The 18,617-nt window shown below is 60.7% G+C and carries 23 protein-coding genes; 11 read left to right on the forward strand and 12 right to left on the reverse strand.

Features of this window, described 5'->3' with window-relative positions:
- The first annotated feature begins 216 nt into the window (after positions 1 to 216).
- Positions 217 to 1,008 (forward strand): crotonase/enoyl-CoA hydratase family protein, encoded by a 792-nt coding sequence (locus tag ASE80_RS00410; RefSeq protein ID WP_056857174.1) that lies wholly within the window; start codon positions 217 to 219, stop codon positions 1,006 to 1,008.
- Positions 1,009 to 1,128: 120 nt separating this feature from the next.
- Here the strand turns inward: ASE80_RS00410 and ASE80_RS00415 are convergent, their stop codons facing one another.
- Positions 1,129 to 1,884 carry a spermidine synthase gene (locus ASE80_RS00415; protein ID WP_056857175.1) on the reverse strand — a complete coding sequence of 252 codons (756 nt, stop codon included), beginning with the start codon at positions 1,882 to 1,884 and terminating at the stop codon, positions 1,129 to 1,131.
- A gap of 123 nt (positions 1,885 to 2,007) precedes the next feature.
- Between ASE80_RS00415 and ASE80_RS00420 the strand changes: the two genes are divergently transcribed.
- Entirely contained in the window at positions 2,008 to 3,354 is a 1,347-nt protein-coding gene (locus ASE80_RS00420) for a class II 3-deoxy-7-phosphoheptulonate synthase (RefSeq protein ID WP_056857176.1), read from the forward strand.
- A gap of 162 nt (positions 3,355 to 3,516) precedes the next feature.
- Here the strand turns inward: ASE80_RS00420 and ASE80_RS00425 are convergent, their stop codons facing one another.
- Together ASE80_RS00425 and ASE80_RS00430 are read right to left on the reverse strand one after the other, a co-directional pair.
- A complete protein-coding gene (locus ASE80_RS00425; RefSeq protein WP_056857177.1) occupies positions 3,517 to 4,734 on the reverse strand; it encodes a winged helix-turn-helix domain-containing protein in 1,218 nt (405 codons plus the stop codon).
- Between the two features lie 45 nt (positions 4,735 to 4,779).
- Positions 4,780 to 4,986 (reverse strand): DUF1127 domain-containing protein, encoded by a 207-nt coding sequence (locus tag ASE80_RS00430; protein WP_056857178.1) that lies wholly within the window; start codon positions 4,984 to 4,986, stop codon positions 4,780 to 4,782.
- Positions 4,987 to 5,056: 70 nt separating this feature from the next.
- Here ASE80_RS00430 and ASE80_RS00435 point away from each other — a divergent pair, with 70 nt between their 5' ends.
- Entirely contained in the window at positions 5,057 to 5,938 is an 882-nt protein-coding gene (locus tag ASE80_RS00435; RefSeq protein ID WP_056857179.1) for a LysR substrate-binding domain-containing protein, read from the forward strand.
- Here the strand turns inward: ASE80_RS00435 and ASE80_RS00440 are convergent.
- The gene (locus tag ASE80_RS00440) at positions 5,928 to 6,677 is read right to left on the reverse strand and encodes a sulfite exporter TauE/SafE family protein (protein ID WP_056857180.1); all 750 of its coding nucleotides are present in this window, start codon (positions 6,675 to 6,677) and stop codon (positions 5,928 to 5,930) included. The two genes, ASE80_RS00435 and ASE80_RS00440, sit on opposite strands and share 11 nt — an antisense overlap.
- A gap of 108 nt (positions 6,678 to 6,785) precedes the next feature.
- Here ASE80_RS00440 and ASE80_RS00445 point away from each other — a divergent pair, with 108 nt between their 5' ends.
- The 3 genes from ASE80_RS00445 (at position 6,786) to ASE80_RS00455 (ending at position 8,934) form a co-directional block, all read left to right on the forward strand.
- On the forward strand, positions 6,786 to 7,736 hold the full coding sequence (locus ASE80_RS00445) for a LysR family transcriptional regulator (RefSeq protein WP_056857181.1): 951 nt from the start codon (positions 6,786 to 6,788) through the stop codon (positions 7,734 to 7,736).
- A 79-nt stretch (positions 7,737 to 7,815) separates the two neighbouring features.
- Positions 7,816 to 8,268, forward strand: coding sequence for a MarR family winged helix-turn-helix transcriptional regulator (locus tag ASE80_RS00450; protein WP_056857182.1), 453 nt, complete (start codon positions 7,816 to 7,818; stop codon positions 8,266 to 8,268).
- Between the two features lie 246 nt (positions 8,269 to 8,514).
- A complete protein-coding gene (locus ASE80_RS00455; protein WP_056857183.1) occupies positions 8,515 to 8,934 on the forward strand; it encodes an organic hydroperoxide resistance protein in 420 nt (139 codons plus the stop codon).
- 67 nt (positions 8,935 to 9,001) lie between these two features.
- Here ASE80_RS00455 and ASE80_RS00460 read toward each other — a convergent pair whose 3' ends face one another.
- Together ASE80_RS00460 and earP are read right to left on the reverse strand one after the other, a co-directional pair.
- Complete coding sequence (locus ASE80_RS00460; RefSeq protein ID WP_003218698.1) at positions 9,002 to 9,574, reverse strand: elongation factor P; 573 nt, start codon at positions 9,572 to 9,574, stop codon at positions 9,002 to 9,004.
- 49 nt (positions 9,575 to 9,623) lie between these two features.
- Positions 9,624 to 10,757: an elongation factor P maturation arginine rhamnosyltransferase EarP gene (earP, locus tag ASE80_RS00465; RefSeq protein WP_056857184.1), complete on the reverse strand. Its 1,134-nt coding sequence runs from the start codon at positions 10,755 to 10,757 to the stop codon at positions 9,624 to 9,626.
- A 132-nt stretch (positions 10,758 to 10,889) separates the two neighbouring features.
- Between earP and ASE80_RS00470 the strand changes: the two genes are divergently transcribed.
- Both ASE80_RS00470 and ASE80_RS00475 read left to right on the forward strand, forming a co-directional pair.
- Complete coding sequence (locus ASE80_RS00470; protein WP_056857185.1) at positions 10,890 to 11,258, forward strand: hypothetical protein; 369 nt, start codon at positions 10,890 to 10,892, stop codon at positions 11,256 to 11,258.
- A 12-nt stretch (positions 11,259 to 11,270) separates the two neighbouring features.
- Positions 11,271 to 11,753 (forward strand): GreA/GreB family elongation factor, encoded by a 483-nt coding sequence (locus tag ASE80_RS00475; RefSeq protein ID WP_056857186.1) that lies wholly within the window; start codon positions 11,271 to 11,273, stop codon positions 11,751 to 11,753.
- Between the two features lie 22 nt (positions 11,754 to 11,775).
- On the opposite strand, the gene cysB is transcribed toward ASE80_RS00475, so the two are convergent.
- The 5 genes from cysB to ASE80_RS00500 all read right to left on the reverse strand — a co-directional run bounded on the left by cysB (position 11,776) and on the right by ASE80_RS00500 (position 15,673).
- A complete protein-coding gene (gene cysB / locus ASE80_RS00480) occupies positions 11,776 to 12,750 on the reverse strand; it encodes an HTH-type transcriptional regulator CysB (protein ID WP_003189876.1) in 975 nt (324 codons plus the stop codon).
- 103 nt (positions 12,751 to 12,853) lie between these two features.
- A complete protein-coding gene (locus ASE80_RS00485; protein WP_056857187.1) occupies positions 12,854 to 13,354 on the reverse strand; it encodes a universal stress protein in 501 nt (166 codons plus the stop codon).
- A gap of 48 nt (positions 13,355 to 13,402) precedes the next feature.
- A complete protein-coding gene (locus tag ASE80_RS00490) occupies positions 13,403 to 14,320 on the reverse strand; it encodes a 5'-nucleotidase (protein ID WP_056857188.1) in 918 nt (305 codons plus the stop codon).
- A 16-nt stretch (positions 14,321 to 14,336) separates the two neighbouring features.
- Positions 14,337 to 15,290, reverse strand: coding sequence for a putative 2-dehydropantoate 2-reductase (locus tag ASE80_RS00495; protein ID WP_056857189.1), 954 nt, complete (start codon positions 15,288 to 15,290; stop codon positions 14,337 to 14,339).
- Complete coding sequence (locus ASE80_RS00500) at positions 15,287 to 15,673, reverse strand: hypothetical protein (protein ID WP_056857190.1); 387 nt, start codon at positions 15,671 to 15,673, stop codon at positions 15,287 to 15,289. Before ASE80_RS00500 ends, ASE80_RS00495 begins: the two co-directional genes overlap by 4 nt.
- Here ASE80_RS00500 and ASE80_RS00505 point away from each other — a divergent pair.
- Both ASE80_RS00505 and ASE80_RS00510 read left to right on the forward strand, forming a co-directional pair.
- Entirely contained in the window at positions 15,672 to 16,106 is a 435-nt protein-coding gene (locus tag ASE80_RS00505) for a PilZ domain-containing protein (RefSeq protein WP_056857191.1), read from the forward strand. The two genes, ASE80_RS00500 and ASE80_RS00505, sit on opposite strands and share 2 nt — an antisense overlap.
- Before the next feature lie 130 nt (positions 16,107 to 16,236).
- Positions 16,237 to 17,313, forward strand: a complete 1,077-nt coding sequence (locus ASE80_RS00510) for a 3-deoxy-7-phosphoheptulonate synthase (protein ID WP_056857192.1) — start codon at positions 16,237 to 16,239, stop codon at positions 17,311 to 17,313.
- Positions 17,314 to 17,421: 108 nt separating this feature from the next.
- On the opposite strand, the gene ASE80_RS00515 is transcribed toward ASE80_RS00510, so the two are convergent.
- Positions 17,422 to 17,703 (reverse strand): GNAT family N-acetyltransferase, encoded by a 282-nt coding sequence (locus ASE80_RS00515; protein WP_003189869.1) that lies wholly within the window; start codon positions 17,701 to 17,703, stop codon positions 17,422 to 17,424.
- A 622-nt stretch (positions 17,704 to 18,325) separates the two neighbouring features.
- On the opposite strand from ASE80_RS00515, the gene oprI reads away from it, so the two are divergent.
- Positions 18,326 to 18,577 (forward strand): outer membrane lipoprotei OprI, encoded by a 252-nt coding sequence (gene oprI / locus ASE80_RS00520; protein WP_003172710.1) that lies wholly within the window; start codon positions 18,326 to 18,328, stop codon positions 18,575 to 18,577.
- Positions 18,578 to 18,617 lie beyond the last annotated feature (40 nt).

Genomic DNA, 18,617 nt, shown 5'->3' on the forward strand with positions numbered 1-18,617 from the left:
AGGCCGGCGCGCACTATACCGGAAATAGCTGAAAAAGGGAGCTTTTTTTATCCGAAAGTGCCGATATACCGCGCTGCGTCACAGCCTTTGCGTATACCCGCACCAAGGTCTATTTTTCAAAGGCCCGGCCCTGTTGGTCACAACACTTAAACGGTTCACCTGCCCATCAAGACCCACGGGTCTGAAAACCTACCCAAGCCCCCGAGGCCACCCCCGATGAATCAAGCCAGCAGCAGTCGCGTCAGCCGTGAATTACAGGGTCATGTCCTGCTGTTGGGGCTGGATCGAGTGGCCAAGCGCAACGCCTTTGACCTGGACCTGCTCAATGAGCTGAGCCTGGCCTATGGCGAATTTGATCGAAACGACGACGCTCGGGTGGCCGTGGTATTTGCCCACGGCGAGCATTTTACCGCCGGGCTGGACCTGGCCAATGTCAGTGGCGTGATGTCGGGAGGCTGGCAACCACCCTTGGGCGGCTGCGATCCGTGGGGCGTGTTTGCCGGCCCCCGCGTCAATAAACCGGTGATCGTCGCGGCCCAGGGTTACTGCCTGACCATCGGCATCGAGTTGATGCTGGCGGCGGATATCAACCTCTGTGCCAGCAACACGCGCTTTGCCCAGATGGAAGTGCAGCGCGGGATCTTCCCGTTCGGCGGCGCGACCCTGCGCTTTCATCAGATAGCCGGCTGGGGCAACGCCATGCGTTGGCTGCTGACCGGCGATGAATTCGACGCCCATGAGGCGCTGCGGCTGGGGCTGGTGCAGGAAGTGATGGCCAGTGAAGACCTGCTGCCGCGCGCCATCGAACTGGCCAGCCGCATTGCCCGCCAGGCGCCGCTGGGGGTGCAGGCGACATTGATGTCGGCGCGTCTGGCGCGCATGGAAGGTGAAGCCGTGGCGGCGGCCGGGTTGCAGGGGGTGGTGGAGAAATTGTTGAACAGTGAGGATGCCAAAGAAGGTGTGCGGGCCATGGTTGAGAAGCGGCCGGGGGTGTTCAAGGGGATTTGAGTGGGCTGTGCGGGCCTCATCGCGGGCAAGCCCGCTCCCACAGGTGGAATGCATTTCAACAGGAAAATGCTATTCAACTGTGGGAGCCGGGCTTGCCCGCGATGGCGTCAGAACAGGCAACTAGGTCGCCGGCCGAATCGCCTTGATCAACGCCTGCAACGAATACCCCAACCGCGGCGCCAAGGCCTCGGCGCGCGCGGTGAGGGCTCCCAGATCAAGCGCCTGATCCAGCTCCGAAGGCACCAGCAAAATCACATTGCCCTCCTTCACCGGCAGTTCCCAGTAATGCCGGTGATACAACCCACGCAACAACGCCGCGCCCAATGGTTTACCGTCATCGGTCGCCCACTGGTTGATCACCAGCCAGCCGCCGGGGTTGAGTTTTTTCTGGCAGTTCTCCAGGAAGGTCCAGGCCAGGTGCCCGACGCCTGGGCCGACATCGGTGTACAGGTCGACAAAGATCAGGTCGGCCGACTCGGCGGTATCGAGCAATTGCAGCGCGTCACCAATGCGGATGTACAAGCGCGGGTCGTCATCCAGCCCCAGGTACTCGATGGCCAGGCGCGGCACATCCGGGCGCAGTTCAATGGCCTCGACGTCTTCCAATGGCAGGAACTTGAGGCACGCCTGGGTCAGCGTGCCGGCGCCCAGGCCGAGGAACAGCGCGCTCTCCGGTTGCTCATGGCACAACGCGCCAATCAACATCGCACGGGTGTAGTCGTACTCGAGCCAGCTCGGGTCGGCGGTAAACACGCAGCTTTGCTCGATGGCATCGCCAAACTCGAGAAAACGGTAATCGGCCACTTCGAGCACACGGATCATGCCGAAATCATCATGGACTTCGGCCAGCAGGCGCTCGACACGCTCCTCGCTCATCACTACTCCTAAGGGTTTACCGCACGGCAAAGGCGCGATTGTCGGCCAAGCGGCGGCAACAGGTCACGCACTAATTGCTGCTAACATTGGCGCCCGACCGTCAATCAACCTATCGAGTTCATGATGAGCCAACCCTGGAGCCCCGACAGCTGGCGCGCCCTGCCGATCCAGCAACAACCCCAGTACCCGGACGCTGCGCACTTGCTGCACGTGGAGCAAAGCCTGGCCAGCTACCCGCCACTGGTGTTTGCCGGGGAAGCCCGCGAATTGCGCCGCCAGTTTGCCGAAGTGACCCAGGGCCGCGCCTTCCTGTTGCAGGGTGGCGACTGCGCCGAGAGCTTTGCCGAGTTTTCTGCGGCAAAAATCCGCGACACCTTCAAGGTGCTACTGCAGATGGCGATCGTGATGACCTTCGCCGCCGGTTGCCCGGTGGTCAAAGTCGGACGCATGGCCGGCCAGTTCGCCAAGCCGCGCTCGGCCAACGATGAAACCATCGACGGCGTCACCCTGCCCGCCTACCGGGGCGACATCGTCAACGGCATCGGCTTCGACGAAAAAAGCCGCGTGCCGGACCCGGACCGCCTGCTGCAGTCTTACCACCAGTCCACTGCCACCCTGAATTTGCTGCGCGCGTTTGCCCAGGGCGGGTTTGCCGACCTGCATCAGGTGCATAAGTGGAACCTGGACTTTATCGCCAACTCCGCACTGGCCGAAAAATACAGCCAACTGGCCGACCGCATCGACGAAACCCTGGCATTCATGCGCGCCTGCGGCATGGACAGCTCGCCGCAACTGCGCGAAACCAGCTTCTTCACCGCCCACGAAGCGCTGCTGTTGAACTATGAACAGGCCTTCGTGCGCCGCGACAGCCTGACCAACGACTACTACGACTGCTCGGCCCATATGCTCTGGATCGGCGACCGCACCCGTCAACTGGACGGCGCCCACGTCGAGTTCCTGCGCGGGGTCAACAACCCGATCGGGGTCAAGGTCGGCCCGAGCATGAACCCTGAGGACCTGATCCGCCTGATCGACATCCTCAACCCGGACAACGACCCAGGCCGCCTTAACCTGATCGCGCGCATGGGCGCCGGCAAGGTCGGCGACCACCTGCCCAACCTGATTCGTGCGGTGCAGCGCGAGGGCAAGCAGGTGCTGTGGAGTTCGGACCCGATGCACGGCAACACCATCAAGGCCAGCAGTGGCTACAAGACCCGCGACTTTGCGCAGATTCTTGGCGAGGTGAAGGAGTTCTTCCAGGTGCACCAGGCCGAGGGCAGCTATGCCGGCGGGATCCATATCGAGATGACCGGGCAGAACGTCACCGAATGCATCGGCGGTGCGCGGCCGATTACCGAAGATGGTTTGTCGGACCGTTATCACACCCACTGTGACCCACGGATGAATGCCGACCAGTCGCTGGAATTGGCGTTTCTGATTGCCGAGACGTTGAAGCAAGTCAAACGTTGACTCATAGGCTTGTTGTGGCGAGCGGGCTTGCCCCGCGTTGGGTGGCGAAGCCACCCTGAAACCAGCCACCCCGTTCTTCCAGATATACCGAGGTGTTTGTGATGGGGCTGCTTCGCAGCCCAACGCGGGGCAAGCCCGCTCGCCACAAAAGCCCTCGACAACTCATATTTGCAACATCGCCACCCGAAGCCGCGCCGCACTCGGCCGCTGGCAATTGAGCTGCACCTGTTCCAGCCCAAGCCAGTCCGCCATCTGCCGCAGATTCAGGGCCAACGCCTGCATCCCTTCCTCATCCAGCCCCGGCTCCTCCTCATGCACCGCGTGCACCGCCAGGCGCCCATTGGCGCGCTCGGCGCGCAGGTCAACCCGTGCGGCGATCCGTTCGTTATGCAAAAACGGCAGCACGTAGTAGCCATACACCCGTTTGTGTTGCGGGGTGTAGATCTCAAGCCGGTAACGAAAATCAAACAAACGCTCGGTGCGGCTGCGCTCCCAGATCAATGAATCGAACGGCGAGAGCAAGGCGCTTGCGGGCACTTTGCGCGGCACTTTGGGTTCAGGCAGGCAGTACGCCGGCTGCTTCCAGCCTTGCACCTGGCACAGCTGCAACTGCCCATCCTCGACCAACTCGGCCAGGCGGCCACGGCTGTCGGCGGGGTCGAGGCGGAAATAGTCGCGCAGGTCTTTTTCGGTGGCGACGCCCAATGCGGTCGCGCTGTGCAGCAGCAAGCCGCGCTGAGCGTCGGCCTCGCTCACCGACGTTTGAAGAATGTCGGCGGGAATGACCCGTTCCGGCAAATCATAGAGCCGCTCAAAACCGCGCCGCCCCGCGACAGTGACCAAACCGGCAGCGAACAGCCATTCCAGCGCGTGTTTTTCCTCACTCCAATCCCACCAGGGGCCGGCACGCTCCTCGCGGGTCGACAAGCTGCCCGCGCCCAATGCGCCTTGCTGCTCGACGGTGTGCAGCACGCGCTCAATGGTGGGCTGCTGCTCACGCCCAAAGCGCGCCATCTGCGAATAGATGCCCTGCCCCAGCTTCGCCCGCTCCATACGCCAGCGCATCAACGGGTACAGCGCCATGGGCAGCAAAGAGGCCTCGTGGCCCCAGTATTCAAACAGCGAGCGGCGCCGGCCCTGGCTCCAGGCAGCGTGTTCAAGGATCAACGGGGAGTAATGGCCCAGACGCGAAAACAGCGGCAGGTAATGGGAGCGCACCACGGCGTTGACCGAATCGATCTGTAATACGCCCAACCGCTCAATCAAACGGTTGAGGTGCGCAGCCTTGATCAATGCCGGCGCCTGGCGCCCGGAAAAACCCTGGGCCGCCAGCGCCATGCGGCGTGCTTGCTTGAGGGAAAAGGACAGGTCGGCGGGCATGGGTCTCTCCGTGTGGGCTCGCCGACCACCCTACTGCATCCTGGCTTATTTTCGCAGCGGGTCTTGCCAGAAATGCAGATGACGCTCCTGCTCGACATCCCCGCGATTGAGCCCGATGTCCTTGAGCGCTTCATCGCTCAAGCTTGCCAGGGTATGGCGCTCTTCATGCAGCGCCTGCCAGCGGGCGACCGTGCGCAACAGCCCGGAAAACGGGCGTTTGCCCAGTAACACAAAACCTCTCTGACCTTTCATCTTCTCGCCCTCCAGTGGGGATGGCGCAAGTGTGTGCCTGGCCTTATGATCAATCCAACGAATGTTTCTTATGCAATACATCTCGGAGATTGATCAATTGTCCGGCTACCCAAGCATCGACACCGACGTGCTGCGCACCTTCGTCGCCATTGCCGACCAGGGCGGCTTTACCCGCGCCGGCGAGTTGGTCAACCGCACGCAATCGGCAGTGAGCATGCAGATGAAGCGGCTGGAAGAAGACGTGCTGCAACGCAAGCTGTTCGAGCGCGATGGCCGCCAAGTCAGGCTCACGCCGGAAGGCGAGGTATTACTGGGTTATGCACGGCGCATCCTGAAACTGCACAGTGAAGTGTTCAACACCCTGCGCGAGCCGCATATGGTGGGATTGGTGCGCATCGGCACGCCGGATGACTACGTGATGCGTTTTCTGCCGGGCATTCTCAAACAGTTTTCCAAGGCCTACCCGCTGATCCAGATCGAGATGCACTGTGAGTCGTCATCGGTGTTGATGCAGCGCAGAGACTTGGCGCTGACCGTCATCAGCCGCGAGCCCGGTAAGGAAATCGGCGAGTTGCTGCGTACCGAGCGCATGGTGTGGGCGGCCGCGCCGTGCTTCTGCGTGGACGAGCACGAGGCACTGCCCCTGGCCGGTTCCGGTACGGACTGCCTCTACTACCAGTGGACCCGCGCAGCGCTGGATGCGGCCGGGCGTGATTATCGCATGGCCTACCACAGCTCTAATGTGGCAGCGATCCAGGCGGTGGTTAACGCGGGCCTGGCCGTGATGGTGTGCATGGAAAGCCTGGTGACCGACGACTTGCGAGTGCTGAGCAGCGACGAAGGCTTCCCGCCACTGCCTTCGATGAACCTGCACTTGTTGCGTAACCCGGCGATGACCTCGCCGATCACCGAATGCCTGGCGGACTACATCGTCGAAGGCTTCAGACTTTAAAGGTCAACATCACCGCACACACCGCCAGGAAGGCGCAGAACAGCCCGCGCAACACACGCTCGGGCAGTGCATGAGCGACTTTCACCCCCCAACTGATGCTCAGCAGGCCGCCCACCGCCAACGGCACGCCGATCATCCAGTCCACCTCATGGTGCCAGGCGTAGGTGACCAGCGTCACGCTGGTGCTGGGCAATGCCAGGGCCAGTGACAGGCCTTGCGCGACCACTTGGGTGGTGCCGAACAGACTGGTCAGTACCGGCGTGGCAACCACCGCGCCGCCCACGCCGAACAAGCCGCCCATGGAACCGGACGCGGCCCCCAGCACGCCAAGCCATGGCCAGGAATAACGCATTTGCGCGGTCGGCGGTGCGTTGCGGGTGAACAGGCGCAGCAGGTTGTACGCCGCCAGCGTCAACAAGAACGCGATGAAGCCGATGCGCATGGCCCCGGCGTCAAGGCCCACCGCCCAGATCGAACCCAGCCAGGCAAAGCTGAAGCCCATGACCCCCAGCGGCAACGCGTGGCGCAATTCAATCCGGTTGCGCTGGTGGTAACGCCACAGGGCCAGCATCACGTTGGGCACGACCATCACCAAGGCCGTGCCTTGGGCAATCTGTTGATCCAGGCCGAACAACACCCCCAGTACCGGAATTGCGATCAGCCCGCCACCAATGCCAAACAAGCCGCCGACCGTGCCGAGCGCCGCGCCCAATACCAGATACATCGCCAAATCCACCACAGCTCACCACTCCAGAAGCCCAGGCCTTGCATGCTACGCAGTCGGCTCTAGCGCGGAAACGCACAGCAACGCACAATGGCTGTGCCAATCTCGCATAAGCACATGCCCATGAACCCCAACACCCTGACCGAACAACTGAGCCTGTTTCTGGATGTATTGGAAGCCGGGAGCTTTTCCGCCGCCGCGCGCCGCCATCCACTGACACCCTCGGCGGTGGCGCGGCGCATCGACAGCCTGGAAAGCTCGGTGGGCAGCCGCCTGTTCCAGCGCAGCACCCACGCGGTGGTGCCCACGCCGGCGGGCCTGGCCTTTGCCGAGCGGGCGCGGCGGATCGTCAGCGAATTGCAACTGGCCCGCGCCGAAGCCGTGTCCTTGAGCCATGCGCCGGAAGGCTTGATCCGGGTCGACGCCCCCGCCGCCTTTGGTCGACGGCACTTGGCGCCGGTGATTGCCGACTTTTTGAATGTGTACCCTGGGCTCGATGTGCACCTGCACTTGATCGACAGCTTTGTCGATATGCAGGGTGCGCACCTGGGCAAAGTCGATTTGGTGCTGCGCGCCGGGCATATCGTTGACACGCGCCTGGTGGCCACGCCCCTGGCGAGCATTGTGCGCATCGCCTGCGCCAGCCCGGCGTACCTCAAAAGCCATGGCACGCCGAGCCACCCACGCGAGTTGAGCGAGCACGATGGCCTGGACTGGGACGGCCTGGCGCCGATGTTCGCCTGGCGCTTCGAACTGGATGGGCGCCGCACCCTCTACCGGCCGCGGCGTATCCGCATGAGCGCCAACAATGCTGAAGCCCTGCTGTCTGGCGCCCTGGCCGGGCTGGGCATCGCCCACCTGCCCACGTGGCTGGCCAGCGAATACCTGGTGCGCGGCGAGCTGCTGCCGCTGTTTTGCGAAAACGGACTGCCCAGCCCGGAAACCGCCGGCATCTATGCGTTGCGCCTGGAACAGCAACCGAATGCGCGCAGCCGCTTGCTGCTGGAATACCTCAAATCGCGTTTCAGCCCCGTGCCGCCATGGGATCTGGCGCTGCAAAGCGGCTTGGTCTGACCGATGCGCCAGAATTATCTGGCGCATTAAAGGTTTGCCCGCTAGATTCCTGGGCAGACATGCTTTTTAAGGCACCACCATGAGTAAAAATCCCAACCCGTGCGAAAACCTGATGCTGGATAACCAGCTGTGTTTCGCCCTGCACTCCACGTCGCTGCTGATGACCAAAGTCTACAAGCCGCTGCTGCAAGCCCTCGGCCTGACCTACCCGCAATACCTGGCCATGATGGTGCTGTGGGAAGAGGACGGCTTGACCGTCGGCGAAATCAGCCACCGCCTGCTCACCGACCCAGGCTCCCTCACGCCATTGCTCAAGCGCCTGGAAGCCGAAGGCCTGCTCAGCCGCACCCGCAAGCGTGAAGATGAGCGAGTGGTGGTGGTGGAGCTGACCGAAGCGGGACGTGCCCTGCAGGAAAAGGCGATGGGGATTCCGCAATGCATTCTGGGGGCGAGCGGTATGCAGCTTGAGCAGTTGCGCAAGCTGCAGGCGGATCTGATTGCGTTGCGTAGTCATTTGCAAGCAAGCGTCTAACTCCGTAGACCAAGCATCAGATACTCAAAATGTGGGAGCGGGCTTGCTCGCGAAAGCGGAAGATCAGTTAGCACATCTGGCGACTGACACACCGCATTCGCGAGCAAGCCCGCTCCCACACTGGATTTTTGTTAAGCCAAAACATTTTGCAAATTTATCTTGCGCACTAAATATTAGCGCTATATATTCGCCTCACCAACTACTTAGCGCGCAAACATTTAGCGCTAAACAACAGAGGACGACACCATGCAAACGCTCTATACCGCAGTAGCCACCGCCACCGGCGGCCGTGATGGTCGCGCTGTTTCCAGCGACAACATCCTCGACGTCAAACTCTCCACGCCCAAAGAGCTGGGCGGCGCTGGCGGCCAGGCCACCAACCCGGAGCAACTGTTTGCCGCCGGCTACTCGGCCTGCTTTATCGGCGCGCTGAAATTCGTCGCGAGCCAGACAAAACGCAAAATCCCGGATGACGCATCGATCACCGCCCACGTCGGCATCGGTCAAATCCCCGGCGGTTTCGGTCTGGATATCGACCTGCACATCAGCCTGCCGGGCCTGGCACAAGACGAGGCGCAAAGCCTGGTCGACGCCGCGCACCAGGTCTGCCCGTACTCCAACGCTACCCGTGGCAACGTCGATGTGCGCCTGCACGTGACGGTCTGATTAACAGACGCGCACAAAAAAGCCCGACGTCAGGTCGGGCTTTTTGTGTCGTACGGTTTGGCCAGAATTACTTCTTGGCGCGACCTTTGTACGAACCACCTTCACGGGTGTCGATCTCGATCAGGTCGTCGATTTCGATGAAATCAGCAACCTGCAGTTCGGTACCGTTAGCCAGTTTGGCAGGCTTCATCACCTTGCCCGAAGTGTCGCCGCGAGCGGAACCTTCGGTGTAGGCAACTTTACGCACGATGGTGGTCGGCAGCTCTACGGAAACCAGACGGTCTTCGAAGAAGATCGCTTCGCAGACGTCTTCCATGCCTTCTTCCACGAACGGCAGAACGGCTTCGATATCTTCAGCGTTCAGCTCGTACATGGTGTAGTCGGTGGTGTCCATGAACGTGTAGGTGTCGCCGCTGATGAAGGACAGGGTCGCTTCTTTGCGGTCGAGGATCACGTCGTCCAGTTTGTCATCGGCGCTGTAGACGATCTCGGTCTTGTAACCGGTCAGCAGGTTCTTCAGCTTGGTCTTCATGATTGCGCTGTTACGACCAGACTTGGTGAACTCAGCTTTCTGAACCAGCCAAGGGTCGTTTTCGAGACGGATCACTGTACCGGGTTTCAGTTCTTTACCAGTTTTCATTGCATATATCCGAAATTTGGATGGGATTTACAAAATTCAAGGTGGCGTATCATATCCAACTTTCATAAAACTGTACCAGCGCCGTCGCAAGATCGGCCTGCAAGCCCTGTTCCAGACACCAGGTTTGCGCGTGCAGGTGTACCTCCGGCCAGTGTTCCATGAGCATTTTCCACGCTTGAGCCATATCGCCATCAGCGTTCCAGGCTTGCCACAGGGTCACCACCGCGACCTTGGCGGCGGGCGACAACGCGGCGGTATACAGCGCCAGGAAGGCATCAAGCTTGTCCAGGTGGATGTCTTCGTCCTGGCGGTAGATGTGCCACAGCAACGGCCGCCCGGCCCACTGGGCACGCACGAACGAGTCTTCGCCGCGCACGGCGTTGAAGTCGCAGCACCACAACAGGCGGTCGTATTGCTCCTGGCGCACGAACGGCAGCACCTGCACGGTCAGCGCCGCGCGTTGATGCACATCGCCCACCGCCAGCGCCTCGACACCGAGCCAGCGCTGCACGTCGCCGAGGATGCGGCCTTCCGGCACCAGCAGATGAGTGGCATGCCCATCCGTCGCCAACACCTCCAGCCAGCTGGCGAGCCCGGCATTTTCATAGGCAAACAACGACATCAGCCGCGCACCGGCTGCCGGAACGACGCCTATGGACTGTAGGAATTGTTGTTGCGCTGCGCCGTCTTGTTGAAATGCCTGACGCTGTTCCAACAACCCGCTTTCACGCAAAAGCCCGCCCGTGCCCGGACGAAACCCCGGAAAGAAGAAGTACTTCTGCACGCCCTTGAACTTCACCGACGGCAGGCGGTGGCAGCCCACCACCCAATCTTCGGCGCTGAGGTAATCCAGGTTCATCCACAACGGCGTGCGTTCGCACGCCGCCATGGCCTCCATATAATCGGCCGGCAACTGGCAAGCAAAGGCGGCGATCACCACGTCGGCAGGTTGCGTCTGCGGCCAGTCGGCCGGCCAGTGACGCACTTCAACGCCTTCCTGCCATTGCTGATCGCGCTGCACATCGATTTCGGGGCACATGCGCTCGAAGGCGCGCAGGTCGTCGACCCACAGGCGCACTTGGCACCCGTGCTCCACCAACAGTTGCCGGGCCAGGCGCCAGGTCACGCCGATGTCGCCGTAGTTGTCGACGACGCTGCAAAAAATATCCCAGCGGGCTTTCATTCCGGGCTCCAACCTTCAAAGGCTCGATTGTCCGCATAAATGCGCCGATGCAGAAGGCTTGATCGCGATTATTCTGCACAGTGCCTGTGCGACAATCGCCGCCACGCCGTCAATGCCTGCCAGGAGGCCAACATGTCTGAACGTCCATTGTCGCTGTTCAAGCTCAGTGCTGCCGTGGCCTTTGGCCTGTGGCTGGGGTTTATCGCCATTGTGCTGACCGCCTGGCTGGCCTCGCGCTACCTGTTCCCGCAAAGCCTCGCCCCCGTGGCTCAAGCCGTTCAACAGATCGGCAAACCGGCCGCTGTGGCGCCGGAGCCGCCCAACCGTATGTTCGAGCAGTACACCGAGAACCTGCGCAAGCAGGAACAGCAACAAAGCCTGGACCAGGCGCGCAACAATGCGCGCAACCTGTCCAACCCCAAATGCCAGTTCTGGCTGCAACAAGACCAGAACGCGCCCAATGAAAAGAGCAAGGCGAATGTCCTGCAATTTTGCGAATGACCCAGCACACCCATGAATAAACATGCCGTTCACCAGTTGATCCTGGAAAAACTCAGCGTCGACCTCGACATCGCCCAGCGTGCCGCGCAGACCGCCTACGAGACCGCAACCCACGAAGAAAACATCGCCGAGAACAAGTACGACACCCTGGGGCTGGAAGCTTCCTACCTCGCAGCCGGGCAGGCCAGGCGCGTCGAAGAGATCAAGCAAGCGCTGGCGTTGTGCCAGAACCTGCAACTACGCGCCTACGAGGATCAACGCGGGATAGGGGTCGGCACGCTACTGGGCCTGGAGGACGAGAACGGCCGCCAGCAGTGGCTGTTCCTGGCGCCGGATGCGGCCGGCTTGAAAGTCGATGTGGTGGGCCAGCCGGTGACCGTCATCACCCCACGCTCGCCCTTGGGCAAAAGCCTGATGGGCAAGTTCGAAGGCGATGAGGTGGAGATTCTGGTGGCGGGCGCTCGGCAACACTTCACGGTTACCGAGGCCAAATAAACCACTCCTGCAATAACCAATATCAGTGTACGGGCAATTCAACCCCGTCAAACAGCTCTTCCAGTTCCTGCTTGTTATGGCACTGGATCGCCTTGGCCATGACTTCACGGGTCAGGTGCGGCGCGAACTTCTCGATGAAGTCGCACATGAACCCCCGCAGGAAGGTGCCACGGCGGAAGCCGATCTTGGTCACACTGGACTCGAACAGCTCGCTGGCGTCGAGTACCACCAGGTCTTTATCGAGGTTGGTGTCGACCGCCATCTTGGCAACGATGCCCACGCCCAGGCCCAGGCGCACGTAGGTCTTGATCACGTCGGCGTCGGCGGCGGTGAACACCACTTTCGGCGTGAGGCCGCGATGGCTGAACGCTTCGTCGAGCTTGGAACGGCCGGTAAAGCCGAACACGTAAGTGACGATCGGGTATTCAGCCAGGGCTTCGAGGGTCAGTTTCGGCAGCTTGGCCAACGGGTGGCCCTGGGGCACGACCACGCAACGGTTCCAGCGGTAGCACGGCATCATCACCAGGTCGCCGAACAGCTCGAGGGCTTCGGTGGCGATGGCAAAATCGACGGTGCCGTCAGCGGCCATCTCGGCGATCTGCATCGGCGAACCCTGGTGCATGTGCAGGGCCACATCGGGGTATTGCTTGATGAAATCGCGAATCACCGGCGGCAAGGCATAACGCGCCTGGGTGTGGGTGGTGGCGATCGACAGGGTGCCTTTCTTCTCGTTGGAGAATTCCTGGGCGATCTGCTTGATGCTTTCGACTTTGCGCAGGATCTCGCCGGCGGTGGTGATGATGCGCTCACCGGCCGGGGTGACTCGGGTCAGGTGTTTGCCGCTGCGCGCGAACACTTCGACGCCCAGCTCGTCTTCGAGCAGGCGGATCTGCTTGCTGATACCGGGTTGCGAGGTGTAAAGGCTTTGAGCGGTAGCGGAAACGTTGAGGTCGTGGTGCGCCACTTCCCAGATGTAGCGCAGTTGTTGAAGCTTCATATATGTCCCTCAAAGCGGATAGACGCCACGGGTATCAGCGACGGTATATAACTATATTAAAGGTCAGACAGATAAATCTAGAACTTTTTATCGTTTTTACCCATCACGTGTCATCAGTGCGTCGACGCTGCAGCGACGGCACCATGTAAACCGGCACTGTGGCCAGTTGCAGTACCCGCGCCGCCGTGCGCCCAAGCGGTGTGGCGGCCGCGGTTGCGTGGCTATGACTACCTACGATCAACAGGTCCACGGAAAGTTTACGCAACTGGTCGAGAATCACCTCGCACGGGTCCCCCTGGATCACGCGCACCGAGCGAATCAACTGCAGGTCTTGCTCGCCCTCCCCCAACTCCTCGCGGAAACTGTCGAGCACCCGTTGCTCGATGGTCGCCATCACCGTGTTCAGGCCCTGGCTCTGCCATTCACTCAGGGCCTGCTCATCAAGGTAGCTTTGCAACACCGATTCGGCGAACAACCCGATCGGCTCAACCACATGGATCACATATAGATCCGCCTTGAACGTTCGGGCCAGCGCCAGCGCATGTTGCATGACATATGGCGCATACAGACCGAGGTCCGTGGCATACAGCATCGAACGAATCATAGAACCTCCTGGACTGCCAGGATGGCGGCGATTAATTGAGCTTAGCAGCTAGTGCTCGCTCTGGATTTTCAACTCATTGCTGATGCCATGGGGCACATGCCCGGTGGTCACCACCTCCCTGGCTTTCTCACAATGACCGGCCTGGTCATCGAAAAACACATCGGCAGCGAACGCTTCCAGGAACGCGGATTTTTCCAGGCCGCCAAGGAACAGTGACTCATCCAGGCGGATGTCCCATTCGCGCAAGGTGCGAATCACCCGCTCATGGGACGGCGCCGAACGCGCAGTGACCAGGGCGGTGCGGATCGGGCAGGCGTCGTCCGCAAACTCGCGCTGCAACAGGTTGAGCGCTGCCAGGAAGCCCTTGAACGGGCCACCGTGCAAAGGCTCGCGTGCCGACTCGCGCTCGCTGGCGTGAAACGCCGCTATCCCGCCGGTTTGATACACCCGCTCGGATTCATCGGAAAACAGCACCGCATCGCCGTCGAACGCAATGCGCAGTTCTTCACTCGATGCCCGGCGTGCGCCGCCGGACAGAATCGTCGCCGCAGCGAAACCAGCGTCCAGGGCACTGCGCACGTCTTCAGCATGGGTCGATAAAAACAGATGGCAACCAAACGCGGCCAAATAAGGATAGGGACTACGCCCACCGACGAAAGCGGCGCGGGAAATATCCAGGCCGTAATGCTGGATCGAGTTGAACACGCGCAAACCGGTGTCGGCGCTGTTGCGTGACACCAACACCACTTCGACGCGGGCACGCCCGAGGCTGGCGTTGAGGCTCAGGAGCTTCTTGACCAACGGGAAGGCGTCGCCGGGTTCGAGGGTTTCTTCCTCGTGTTCGATCTGGTATTTGCGATACGCCTCCACCCCTTCGGTCAGGTAGACCTTGTGGCTGTCGCTCAGGTCGAACAGTGCCCGCGACGAAATCGCCAGCACCAGTTTGTCGCCCAATCCCTTCGCCATGGTGTTTCTCCCCCATTCAGCGATTGCGCCGATCAATAAAACTCAAGGCCTGGTAAAGCGCCTGCATGCGTGGCAACTCACAGCCCGCCGCTTTGGCAGCGGCCAATGGCCGAGCGTAGATCGCTGCCAGTTCCAGTGGGCGTTTGTGCACGTGGTCGTGGTACATGCTGGGCAGGTAGTCAGCCATGGTGTCGGTCATGGTGAGCATTTGCTCGACGTAACTGCCGGGAATTTCATGGCCGCAGGCGTGGGCGCCCTTCACCACTTCAGTCATCAGGGCCTGGATCAGCTCGCGGCTGGACTCATCGGCCATCATCGCGCTGGTGCCGGTGCCCAGCAACACCGAGAGGCCATTGAACGGCACATTCCAGACCAATTTATGCCACCGCGCCTGGTGCACATTGGCCATGGCCTGGGACTCGATGCCGGCCTGGTGAAACAGCGCGGCGCCCTCCTCGACAATGGCTTTCTGCTGCGCCTCATCATCGGCCGCCGTGCCACTGTGATAGCCAAGATTCACCCGGCCCAACGCCTGATGCTCGACGACACCCGGCCCGGAACGATGCACGCCGATGTAACACAGGCCGCCCAACAGGTGCAGCGACGCTGGCAGGTGTTCGCGCAGGCTGTCTTCGACGTCGAGGCCGTTTTGCAGGAGCACCACCTTGGCGCCCGGTGCGGCGACCTGGGCAAGGGTCGGGGCCAGCTCCACGTTGCCGGTGGATTTGGTGCCGACCAGCAGCCAGTCGCACGCCGGCATATCGGCCGCCTGGGCATAGGCCTGCACCGGGTGCAGGTGCAGCTTGCCGTGCAAGGTACTGTTGAGGTGCAGGCCGTGCTCGGCGACCGCCGCGTATTCGCTGCGCAACAGAAAGTGCACATCGAACCCGGCACGCGCCAGCATCAGGCCGTAGAAACCACCGATGGCACCGGTGCCGATAATGCCGATGCGGGGCGACTGGGGTGTCATGGCAGATCCTCTGGAGTTCGGGTAAGTGCTTGATTAATCGCGTCCGCAAGCACGGGCTGGGTAAGACGCGCGTGTAATTGCCCAAGGAATTGACCCTCGCACACGAGGAACAACGCAGGCAAATGAAAGATCTGGTAGCGTTCGACCGCACCGCCGTTGTGCCCTGCATCCACCCAGCACACCCGCTCAACCGGCAAGGTCCAGCCGGGCAGTTGCTGGCGTGCCCAACGGCAACTGGAACAGCCTGCGCTGGTAAACACCAGCAGCGAAATACCTGGCAATCCCAGCAATTGCTGGTCAATATCCAGGTCGGTCAATTCCAGTTCCTTCACTATACTGCTGCCACTGCCGTCAATTGGACGGTGCTCGGAGTCCGTGTACATGGGTCGTTTTTTACCTCACCCTGATGATGTCGCTGTCGAGTTAATCCAACGTCCCGCCCCCGCTCTTCCCCGCCAACGCCTGCACACTATCGGCCTGGGCGGCGTCGCCTGCAATTGCCCGCGTGCCTGGCGCCAGGGCACGGCGGTTGATCTGCGTATCCCGTCCCTGGGCGCCAGCGCCCGTTATCCGGGCTATGTAGCCTGGTGTCGCAAAGTCGAAAATGGCTACCGTATCGGCATTTCCTTTACCGATGAACATGCCTTGTTCGGGGCGCGCATGGGCGAGCAAGTGTGCCAGATCGAACGCTACTGCCGCTTGCACGAAGACGCCGAGCCAACCCCTGCCCAGCTCGAGACCATGGCCCGTGAGTGGGTTTCGCGCCATGCCAGTGAGTTCGCCCACGACACCTTTGTGGCGCCGGCGCTGGATTAAAGCCGGCTTTGCCCATTGTCGCGGCCCCGTGTTACGCGCTAAGGTTCCTCCCCCCTGCATTCAAATCATGCTGTGCCCGCCGCACGGGGATAGCAGGCGGCCGGCACCCGTGACCCTGGCGAGTAACACGATGGCTGATTTACCGATCAATGACCTTAACGTCGAATCCAACGAGACCCTGATCACCCCTGATCAGCTCAAGCGCGAAATCCCTTTGAGCGATGCTGCCCTGCAGACCGTGACCAAGGGCCGCGAAGTCATCCGCGAGATTCTCGACGGCACCGACCACCGCCTTTTTGTAGTGATCGGCCCCTGCTCGATCCATGACCTCAAGGCCGCCCACGAATACGCCGAGCGCCTTAAAGTGCTGGCGGCTGAAGTGTCCGACACCTTGTACCTGGTGATGCGCGTCTATTTCGAGAAACCACGCACCACCGTCGGCTGGAAAGGTTTGATCAACGACCCGTACCTGGACGACTCGTTCAAGATTCAGGACGGCTTGCATATCGGTCGTCAATTGCTGCTGGACCTGGCCGAAATGGGCCTGCCGACCGCGACCGAAGCGCTGGACCCGATCTCCCCGCAGTACCTGCAGGACCTGATCAGCTGGTCGGCCATCGGCGCCCGCACCACCGAGTCCCAGACCCACCGCGAAATGGCGTCCGGCCTGTCGTCGGCCGTGGGCTTCAAGAACGGCACCGATGGCGGCCTGACGGTTGCGATCAACGCCCTGCAATCGGTGTCCAGCCCGCACCGCTTCCTGGGTATCAACCAGGAAGGTGGCGTGTCCATCGTCACCACCAAGGGCAACGCTTATGGCCACGTGGTATTGCGCGGCGGCAACGGCAAGCCCAACTATGATTCGGTCAGCGTGGCGCTGTGCGAACAGGCGCTGAACAAGGCCAGCATCAAGCCGAACATCATGGTCGACTGCAGCCACGCCAACTCCAACAAGGACCCGGCCCTGCAACCCCTGGTGATGGAAAACGTCGCCAACCAGATTCTCGAAGGCAACCAGTCGATTATCGGTTTGATGGTCGAAAGCCACTTGAACTGGGGCTGCCAGTCGATTCCCAAAGACCTGGCCGATTTGCAGTACGGCGTGTCGATCACCGATGCCTGCATCGACTGGTCCGCCACCGAGACCACCCTGCGCAGCATGCATGCCAAGCTCAAGGACGTGTTGCCCAAGCGCAAACGCACCTGACCTTACACTGCGCACACAAAAACGCCGGGCTTAGCCCGGCGTTGATCGTTCCCACGCTCTGCGTGGGAATGCAGCCTGGGACGCTCCGCGTCCCGCCTCACTCAATATTCAGAGCTTCGCGGCATGGCGCTGGTGGCGCTCCATGTAGCGCTCTACGTAAGAGCACGAAGGAATCACGGTGTACCCGGCCTCTTCGGCGAACTTCAACGCTTCCTCGGTCAACGCAGCAGCAATGCCGCGCCCGCGCAAAGCGTTGGGCACGAAGGTGCGATAGATGTCCAGGGTCTGTTTGCCCAGGTCCATATAGGTCAGATAGGCACGATGACCGTCCACATTGGTCTCGAACTGATGACCAGCCTGGTCATGGTGGATGGACAACGCCTCGCTCATCACTACTCCTCGCGGGTCTTGGATTTCGACCCCTACCTTACCGATGTTTTTCCGGCGAAGGAACATCTACGCCACCCCGTGCCGGTTTCGACAACGAGAAAACCTATAGCGCTCACAACCAGCACGTAGAGAATAGTAGGCACCAATGCTGCAATAGCTCAAGGCGCACTCGTCATCCCTTGCCGCTGGCGGTTACAGAAAGGGCTTCGATCAATCGATGATCGATAGCCTGAACATTGCCGGCAGTTGAAGCTTGAGACGAACTGCCGCTCTTAAAGTCACCTCTAGATGCGCCTACATGCGCAAAAGATGCCGGACCAGGCAAAGACCCACTGAAAAAAAGTGTCATCGTAGATATATAAATCTACACCTGCTTACCCAGCCGGACACAGGCTGGACGGACCTCTCAGCCTGGATCCAGTTCCCGCCGAAATGAAAATTTCTGAGCAGTTTTTATACAAACCTCCAAAAGATTAGCCAAAATAGATACGGCACAAGAATTTTTTTTGCTTCTTGCGCTACGTCAGTTTACTTACTACAAGTAATGAGTAGTATGTACGCCGGCTATCAGCTCACCCTGAGAAAGTAGCCATTTAATAGAAAGTCCTTGAAGGGGAACACGATGAACAACGTTCTGAAATTCTCTGCTCTGGCTCTGGCCGCAGTTCTGGCTACCGGTTGCAGCAGCGTCTCCAAAGAAACCGAAGCTCGTCTGACTGCAACTGAAGACGCAGCAGCTCGCTCCCAGGCTCGTGCAGACGAAGCCTACCGTAAAGCTGATGAAGCGCTGGCTGCTGCTCAAAAAGCACAACAGACTGCTGACGAAGCTAACGAGCGCGCTCTGCGCATGCTTGAAAAAGCAAGCCGCAAGTAATAATCCTTCGGGGTTGTTATCAAGCCGATCCATTCTTGGA

Origin of the sequence: Pseudomonas sp. Leaf15 (genome assembly GCF_001421425.1) — a bacterium.
GTDB lineage: Bacteria > Pseudomonadota > Gammaproteobacteria > Pseudomonadales > Pseudomonadaceae > Aquipseudomonas > Aquipseudomonas salomonii.